This is a genomic window from Intrasporangium sp. (assembly GCF_032907665.1).
In the GTDB taxonomy this organism is placed as follows: domain Bacteria; phylum Actinomycetota; class Actinomycetes; order Actinomycetales; family Dermatophilaceae; genus Intrasporangium.
The window spans coordinates 31,060-39,179 of sequence record NZ_JAJJPG010000010.1; the positions used below are offsets into that span (position 1 = coordinate 31,060).

An 8,120-nucleotide genomic window follows, 5' to 3' on the forward strand; every position below is an offset into this window, starting at 1 on the left:
TGCTCCATCGCCGACCTCGAGGTCACGGTGCGTCGGGACGGCCGCCCCGACGTCGCGCTCCGTGCCACGGGGACCGCCGCCTACGAGCTGGGCATGCGCGAGGTGGACCACGGCATCGCGATCCAGCCCTTCGCAGACCTGGCCCCGCGTGAAGGCCAGGATTCCGGACGCCACCGGCCACGGTAGCGGCCGCGTCGCCGTTTTTCCGTTGCCCCGGCTGAGGTGGGTGGTCTTCAGTAGTGCGTACTCGGGACAGGGGCAGCGTGAAGGAGAGGTGCGGTCGTGGTCGACAGCAGGAGCACGCAGCGAAACGACGTGTCAGCCCTCGAGATCCTCCGACCGGGACACGTGGAGTACGACCGCGCACGCAAGGTGTGGAACGCCATGGTGGACCGTCGGCCGGCACTCATCGTCCGCTGTCGTGAGACCGGCGACGTCGCGGCCGCGATCGCACTGGCTCGGAGCGAGGACCTCGAGATCGGCGTCCGCTGCGGTGGGCACAGCGTCGTCGGGCACGCGGTGCCCGAGGGTGGCCTGATGATCGACCTGACCCCGATGAAGCGTGTCCGGGTCGACCCGGAGCGGCGGCGGGCATGGGTCCAGGGCGGCGCGCTGCTCGGCGAGCTCGACACGGCCGCACAGGCGCACGGACTGGCCACCACGGCCGGCAACGTGTCGCACACCGGCGTCGGTGGCCTGACCCTGGGCGGAGGAATGGGGTGGCTTGCCCGTGAGCACGGCCTGGCCTGTGACAACGTGCTGTCCTGTGAGGTCGTGACCGCAGCCGGCGACGTCGTCCGGGCATCGGCCGACGAGAACCCCGAGCTGTTCTGGGGACTGCGTGGCGGGGGCGGCAACTTCGGCGTGGTGACCGAGTTCGAGTTCCGGCTCCACGCCACGGGCACCAGAGCCGTGAGCGTCGAGCTCGACTTCCCGGTCGCCGAGGCGGCGTTCCCGATGGCACGCTGGCGAGACCTGGCTGCGGATGCGCCTCGGGCGGCGACCTACACGGCGACCATCCTGGATGGGGTCGCGACCCTGGGCTTCGTGTGGGTCGGTGCGCCGGAAGCGGGCGAGGAGCACGCGCGCGAGCTCACCGCGCTCGGCCGGCCCGCCGCGCGGCGCGTGGGCGAGCTGTCCTACCTCGAGCTCCAGCGACGCGACGACACTCCCCAGGGGCACGAAGTCCGCCGCTACTGGAAGGGCCACTACTTCCGCGATCTCGGTGACGACGCCATCGAGGCCCTTCTCGGACACGACCCCTCGGTGGCCGCCAGCCTCCAGGCGTATGGCGGCGCCATCGCGGACGTGCCGGACGAGGCGACGGCCTTCAGCCAGCGCCAGACGGCCTTCGAATACGTCGGGGCCGCGCGCTGGACGGACCCGACCCAGGACGAGGCACGGATCGCGGCGGCCCGGGCAAGCGCGGCCCGTCTCGAACCGTTCGCGAGCGGCGCCTATGTCAACGTGCTGGGCGACGACGGAACCGCCGGGGTCCGCCGTGCCTACTCAGCAGCGAAGCTGGCCCGCCTGACCGCCCTCAAGGACACCGTTGACCCGGACAACGTCTTCCACCTCAACCAGAACATCGTCCCGAGCCGCGCCAGGTGAGGCGCCGGGCTCACCAGTTGAGGAGCAGCCGGTCCTGCTTGTCGCGGAAGGCGCCGACGATGATCATGACCAGGTCGACGAGCGCCCAGATGCCGAAGCCACCCAGGGTGACGAGCTGGAGGATTCCAGTTCCCACCTTGCCGACGTAGAACCGGTGCACCCCGAGGACGCCGAGGAAGAAGCAGAGCAGGGTCGCCGCGAGGCGCGAGCTCGGGCTCACCGGCTGACCGCTCGCGTCCACGGCATAGCGGGTGCCGATCTGGCCGGGTGCAGGCGCATTGAGCGGTGCGAGCTGCTCTGTCCAGGTCATGCCGTCCCAGTAGCGGGACATCGGCTTGCCCTCCGGGTCCGGGTACCACCCGGCCGGCGGGTTCTGCGAACCGGGCTGCTGCCCGGCCAGTCCGTCGGCCAGCGACTCTGGCTGTTGGGGCTCCGGCTGCGGCTGCGGGGTGGTCGACATCGTTCCTCCGTCGGTGGTGCGTGCGTCGATCGGTCGCCTGTCCTTCAGTCGTGCGGTCGATCGCGGATCGGAGGCGAGCACCAGATCCCCCCGGTCTTCACTCAGCCACGCTAGTCCCCCCGGTGACGTCGCGGGTGGGAACCCTCTCACCGGCGAGCGGTGGAGGCGAGGCCGGCCCAGCGGCATACGGCATGAGGGACCCGCGCCACGCGGCCGCGCGGGTCCCCTTGACGGGGTGGTCAGCCCTCGACGAAGTCCTCGAAGGCGGAGAAGGCCCGCGGCCCGTAGACCGTCGCGGGCCCGCCCGCCATGAGGATCGTCACGCCGATCGCCTCGGCGACCTCCTCGCGGGTCGCGCCCGCACGTGCCGCACCTCGGGCGTGCGAGGCGATGCAGCCGTCGCACTCCTCGACGACGGAGATGGCCAGGGCGATGAGCTCCTTCATCCTCGTGTCGAGGGCGCCCGGCGCGAGGGCAGCCTTGTGCAGCTCGCTGAAGCCTGCGTAGACGTCCGGGATGGCCTTGCGCAGGGACCGGCTGAGCGGAGCGATGTCCTGCATGACCTGCTTGCCGTGCGTGTGATTCGTCTCGGTGGCTGTGGTGTCGGTCATGGCGTGCCTTTCGTGATCGTTCTGGTTCGTGGGTTCGCGGGTCCTTGCGAGGATGGCCGTGGGTCAGGCGAGGCTGAGGAAGAGCTTCTGCAGGTGGCGGAGCTCCGCGTCGTCGGGATCTCGCCCGGGCTCGAAGCACGCCTTCATGCCGTCCGTGACGAGCACCACGCCGGTGCGCTGGAGGGCCTTGATGACGGCCGAGAGCTGCAGCGCGACGTCCTCGCAGTCGGCGCCCTCGTCCATCATCGAGATGACTTTGCCCAGATGGCCGTGAGCACGCTTGGTGCGGTTGCGGATCGCGGTCATCGACTCTGCGTCCAGCTGCATCAGGCGCCTTTCCGAGACCGTCGGATCGGGTGGGGGCTCCCTTCGACCATAACCCCCTGGGGGGATAGGGCGAGCAGCCGCCGCAATGTGAGGTCCACCACGAGTGGCCGCCCGCGGCCCGCTGCGGGCGTGCAATGGAAACTGGAGGACCACGACGAGCGGATGCGATCCTCCTGCAATCCATCAGACGGGTCCTGCGGACTGTGGAGGGCCGCAGGACCTCTGGTGTGTCCGCGCCGCGGTGTGAACGCGCCTGTCCGACCGGGTACGGACCAGGCATGACGACAGCGGCGGTCCACACCGGGGCCAGGGTCGCGGGCCGAGCGCTCGCCGTCACCTTGGGCCTCGTTGCCGCCGTCACGCACGGCAAGCCGCTGCATGCGAAGGGCCGCACGCACCGCGCGGTCCTGCGCATCGATGCACCGGTCGTCGGATCAGGAGTGCGCCTGCTGAGCGAGCGCGGGCAGCATGACTGCATCGCGCGCATGTCCCGCGCCATGAGCACGCCCGAGGGCTTCTGGGACATCGGCGGATTCGCGCTGCGCGTCGAGTCGGCCGGCCCCGGTTGCGAACCGGCAGACCTCCTCTTCGCCAGCACCGGCACAGGGCGCATCGGCCGTCATCTCCTCCGGATGACCCGTCACCCGATGAGCGAGCCGATGACGACCCTCCTGCCCCTGCGGGCGGGAACGAGGTCGCTGCTGCTCCTCGTGCAGCCGCTCGACCCCCGCGCCCGGCAGGTCGAGCTCAGCGTCGGGCTCGACGGCGGCGCCTGGTCACGGGTCGGCATCATCGAGGTCGGACCCGAGATGCGCGGCGCGTCGCCACGCTTCGACCCGCTCGTGCGCCAGCTCGAGGGCACCGTCGCGCCCCCCTGGGTCACCGCGATCCGCGAGCCGGCCTACCGCACGGCGCGTCGCCTGGGACGTCGCACCCACTGAGCATCCCAGCGGCAGCGAGGTCAGCGGCATACGCCACCGCAATGGGCCGTATGCCGCTGAGCCGGCTCCCGCTCGCCGCAGCCCTCCCGGGGCTGTGCGGAAAGCGCGCGGACATGCAGGGCGGATGTGCAGGACGGATTTGCAGGGAATGGGGAGGCATCCGCTACCGTTTGCCCCAGCGAACATACCCCCAGGGGTATATCTCACGAGCCAAGTGAAGGAACCTGTCCATGCTGCATGCCACCATCTCCGAGCTCGCCGCCGCCCATGCCGACGGCGCGCCCGTCATCGACATCCGCGAACCCATGGAATACGTCGGCGGGCACGTCCCGGGCGCGCGGCTCATCCCGATGAGCCAGCTCGCCTCACGCGTGCACGAGTTCGACAAGACTCGGGTCAACTACCTCATCTGCGCGACCGGCAACCGCAGCGAGGCCATGGCCAGCTTCCTCCAGCGCGCAGGGATCGACGCACGCTCCGTCGACGGCGGCACCTCCGCCTGGGCCCAGTCCGGCCGACCCGTCGTCCGGGGGACGCGTCCGGCCTGACCGCCGTGTCCGTGGTCCGTCCGGGCTGCCCGTTCTGAGGCGCCCGACCGGACGAGTCGTCGGCACCGCCATGGGTCGGGGCATACTCGACCCATGGCCGGTTGCTGCGATCCCAGGGGGTGCGACCGGGTCTTCGGACCTCGTTTCGCCCACCAGGCCGCCCGGCGCTACCGCAAGCACGGCCTCGGTCGGCCCGCGCAGCGGGTCGTCGACTGGCTTGTCGGCCACGGGATCGAGGGCGCGAGCGTGCTCGAGATCGGCGGCGGCGTCGGGGAGATCCAGCTCGAGCTGCTTCGCCACGGTGCGGCGCTCACGACGAACCTCGAGCTGAGCCCCGCCTACGACGAGGACGCACAGGCGCTCGCGGCGGAGGCCGGGACGACGGAGCGGATGACCCGACGCCTCGGCGACATCGCCGTCGACGCGAATGTCGCGGACGTGCACGACTTCGTCGTCCTGCACCGCGTCGTCTGCTGCTATCCCGACGTCGAGCGGCTCGTGGGCGCTGCCGGTGCCCACGCCCGCAGGGGCGTCATCCTCACCCACCCGCCCCGGCACCTCGGCTCGATGGCCGCCCTCGCGGTGAGCAACCTCTTCGTGCGGGCGGTGGGGCGGGAGTACCGTGCCTACGCGCACCCGCCCGAGGTCATCACGGAGACCCTCCGTGGGCGCGGCCTCGACCCCCGGCACGTCCATCGGGGCCCCTTCTGGCACGTCCTCGCAGCCCCGCGCACCGCCCAGGGAACGGCATGACGACGAGCACGCTCCGTGACGACCCGACACTTCGACCCGCCGAAGAGGTCGCCGAGGCCCTCGGCATCGACCCGGAGGCCGGACTCTCCGACGCCGAGGCGAGCGCCCGCCTCGAAGCCGACGGGCCGAACGAGCTGCGCGCCAAGGCGTCGGTCCCGCTGTGGCGCAAAGTACTTCAGCAGTTCCAGGACCCGTTGGTCTATCTCCTCCTCGTCGCGATCGTCATCTCCCTCGCGGCGTGGCTGGGCGAGGGCGCGGACTCGCTGCCGATCGACGCCATCGTCATCGCCCTGATCGTCCTTGCCAACGCCGTCCTCGGCCTCGTCCAGGAGTCCAAGGCGGAGAGCGCCGTCGCAGCCCTCGCCTCGATGACCGCCACCACCTCGACTGTCGTGCGGGGCGGGCGGCTCGTCAGCCTGCCGGCCCGAGACCTCGTTCGCGGGGACGTGCTCAGCCTCGCCGAGGGCGACTCGGTCGGTGCCGATGCCAGGCTGCTGACCGCGACCGGTCTGCGCCTCCAGGAGGCCTCGCTCACCGGCGAGTCGGAGACGACCCCGAAGTCGCCCGAGCCGCTGCGCGCGCCCGCCTCACTCGGCGACCGGCGCAACATGGTCTATCGCGGCACGGCCGTCGTCCAGGGCGTCGGCCGGGCAGTCGTCACAGAAACCGGCATGGACACCGAGATGGGGTCCATCGCCGAGCTGCTCGACCAGACCGAGCAGGAGCCGTCGCCGCTCCAACGCGAGATCGCGACCGTCTCCAAGACCCTGGGCCTGCTCGTCATCGGCATCGCCGTCGTCGTCATGGTCGCCATCGCGCTGCTCAACGGCATCGACGACATGCAGGACGCCGTCACCATCCTGCTCATGGGCGTCTCGCTGGCCGTCGCCGCCGTGCCCGAAGGGCTGCCTGCGATCCTCTCCCTCGTCCTCGCGCTCGGCGTGCGGGCCATGGCCCACCGCAACGCGGTGATGAAGGACCTGCACTCCGTCGAGACCCTCGGCTCGGCCTCGGTCATCTGCTCCGACAAGACCGGCACCCTGACCCGCAACGAGATGACGCTCAAGCGGATCATCACCCCGAGCGGGCACGTCGAGCTCTCCGGGATCGGTTACCGGCCTGAGGGAAAGGCCCGCTACCAGCCCACCGACGGGACCGAGCCCGACCTGCTCCGCGAGGCCCGGCACGTCGTCGTCGCCGGCGCCCTGGCCAACAATGCCCAGCTCCTCCAGGAGGACGGCGAGTGGACCATCCAGGGTGACCCCACCGAGGCCGCCTTCCTCGTGGCACTGCGCAAGCTCCAGGACGCCGAGCACGTCGTCGCCCGCTACGAGCGCGAGGCCGAGGTCCCTTTCACCTCGGAGCGCAAGATGATGTCGATTCTCGGACACCATCTCGACGAGGACGAGCACCGGCTCTTCGTCAAGGGAGCGCCGGACGTCCTGCTCGAGCACTGTGCATCGGTGATGGTCGGGGACCGGGTCGTCCCCCTCGACGAGGCCCACCGCAGCGGCTTCCTCAGCGCGGTGGAGGATCTGTCCGCCGACGCCTACCGCACCCTCGGTGTCGCCTACCGGGACGTCGACGTCGCTGCTGACGCGACCCGGGACGAGGCCGGGCAGCGCCAGCTCGACGAGTCCGCCGAGTCCGGCCTCGTCCTGCTCGGACTCGTCGGCATCATCGACCCGCCCCGCGACGAGGCCCGACACGCCGTCGCCGAGGCCCACCGGGCAGGCATCCGCACCGTGATGATCACCGGTGACCACCCCGGCACCGCGGCCCGGATCGCCGCTGACCTGGGCATCACCGACCCCGACCAGCGGGCCCTGTCCGGCGCCGACCTCGACACCCTCAGCGACGAGGACCTGCGTCAGGCGGTGCTCGACACGACGGTCTATGCGCGGGTCGCCCCCGAGCACAAGCTTCGCATCGTCGACGCGCTCCAGAGCCACGGCCTCGTCGTCGCGATGACCGGCGACGGTGTCAACGACGCCCCCGCCCTCAAGTCGGCCGACATCGGTATTGCGATGGGCGTCACCGGCACGGAGGTCACCAAGGAGTCGTCGCGGATGATCCTCGGCGACGACAACTACGCGACGATCGTCGACGCCGTCCGCCAGGGCCGGGTCATCTTCGACAACATCAAGAAGTTCCTGCGCTACCTGCTCTCCTCGAACCTCGGCGAGGTCGCCACCGTCTTCTTCGGCGTCGTGCTGGCCAGTGTCATCGGTCTCTCGGAAGCCGCGGAGCCCGGGACGATCGTGCTGCCCCTCCTCGCGACCCAGATCCTCTGGATCAACCTCGTCACGGACTCCGGACCCGCGCTCGCGATGGGCCTCGACCCGGAGATCGACGACGTCATGGCCCGCCCGCCCCGCCGGCAGTCCGACCGGATCCTCGACCGAGCCATGTGGGCGCGGATCGCCTTCATCGGCGTCGTCATGGCGACGGTGACCCTGCTGACGCTCGACGTGATGCTCCCGGGCGGGATCGTCGAAGGCTCCTCGACGCTCGAGGTCGCCCGGACGGCCGGCTTCACCACCCTCGTCATCGCCCAGCTGTTCAACGCCCTGAACTCGCGGTCCGACCAGACCAGTGCCTTCCGCCACCTGACGAACAACCACTGGCTGTGGGCTGCGATCGGTCTGGCTCTCGTCCTGCAGGTTGCCGTCGTGCACGTCCCCTTCCTCCAGACGGCGTTCGGCACCGAGTCGCTCTCGCTCGGGCAGTGGGCGATCTGCATCGGCATGGCCTCGGTCGTGCTGTGGCTCGAGGAGCTGTCCAAGCTCATTCGCCGCCGCTGACCCTCGTGCCCCCCGAAGTGCCCACCCCGCCCACTCGAGTGGCCCCGAAGTGCCCACCCCGCCCA

The 8,120-nt window shown here is 70.8% G+C and carries 9 protein-coding genes; 6 read left to right on the plus strand and 3 right to left on the minus strand.

Features of this window, described 5'->3' with window-relative positions:
* Together LOY02_RS03145 and LOY02_RS03150 are read left to right on the plus strand one after the other, a co-directional pair.
* Positions 1 to 186 (plus strand): hypothetical protein (locus LOY02_RS03145; RefSeq protein ID WP_317180873.1); only part of this gene is annotated, 186 nt, incomplete at its 5' end.
* 96 nt (positions 187 to 282) lie between these two features.
* Positions 283 to 1,611, plus strand: a complete 1,329-nt coding sequence (locus LOY02_RS03150) for an FAD-binding oxidoreductase (RefSeq protein WP_317180874.1) — start codon at positions 283 to 285, stop codon at positions 1,609 to 1,611.
* 10 nt (positions 1,612 to 1,621) lie between these two features.
* Here the strand turns inward: LOY02_RS03150 and LOY02_RS03155 are convergent, their stop codons facing one another.
* From LOY02_RS03155 to LOY02_RS03165, 3 genes are all read right to left on the minus strand, one after another.
* Positions 1,622 to 2,071, minus strand: a complete 450-nt coding sequence (locus LOY02_RS03155) for an NINE protein (protein WP_317180875.1) — start codon at positions 2,069 to 2,071, stop codon at positions 1,622 to 1,624.
* A gap of 239 nt (positions 2,072 to 2,310) precedes the next feature.
* Positions 2,311 to 2,682: a carboxymuconolactone decarboxylase family protein gene (locus LOY02_RS03160; RefSeq protein ID WP_317180876.1), complete on the minus strand. Its 372-nt coding sequence runs from the start codon at positions 2,680 to 2,682 to the stop codon at positions 2,311 to 2,313.
* Positions 2,683 to 2,745: 63 nt separating this feature from the next.
* Positions 2,746 to 3,009, minus strand: a complete 264-nt coding sequence (locus LOY02_RS03165; RefSeq protein WP_317180877.1) for a metal-sensitive transcriptional regulator — start codon at positions 3,007 to 3,009, stop codon at positions 2,746 to 2,748.
* A 278-nt stretch (positions 3,010 to 3,287) separates the two neighbouring features.
* Here LOY02_RS03165 and LOY02_RS03170 point away from each other — a divergent pair, with 278 nt between their 5' ends.
* From LOY02_RS03170 to LOY02_RS03185, 4 genes are all read left to right on the plus strand, one after another.
* Positions 3,288 to 3,950, plus strand: coding sequence for a phosphodiesterase (locus tag LOY02_RS03170; RefSeq protein ID WP_317180878.1), 663 nt, complete (start codon positions 3,288 to 3,290; stop codon positions 3,948 to 3,950).
* 230 nt (positions 3,951 to 4,180) lie between these two features.
* Entirely contained in the window at positions 4,181 to 4,498 is a 318-nt protein-coding gene (locus LOY02_RS03175) for a rhodanese-like domain-containing protein (RefSeq protein ID WP_317180879.1), read from the plus strand.
* 93 nt (positions 4,499 to 4,591) lie between these two features.
* Positions 4,592 to 5,251 carry a methyltransferase domain-containing protein gene (locus LOY02_RS03180; protein WP_317180880.1) on the plus strand — a complete coding sequence of 220 codons (660 nt, stop codon included), beginning with the start codon at positions 4,592 to 4,594 and terminating at the stop codon, positions 5,249 to 5,251.
* A complete protein-coding gene (locus LOY02_RS03185) occupies positions 5,248 to 8,055 on the plus strand; it encodes a cation-translocating P-type ATPase (protein WP_317180881.1) in 2,808 nt (935 codons plus the stop codon). Before LOY02_RS03180 ends, LOY02_RS03185 begins: the two co-directional genes overlap by 4 nt.
* Positions 8,056 to 8,120: the final 65 nt, after the last annotated feature.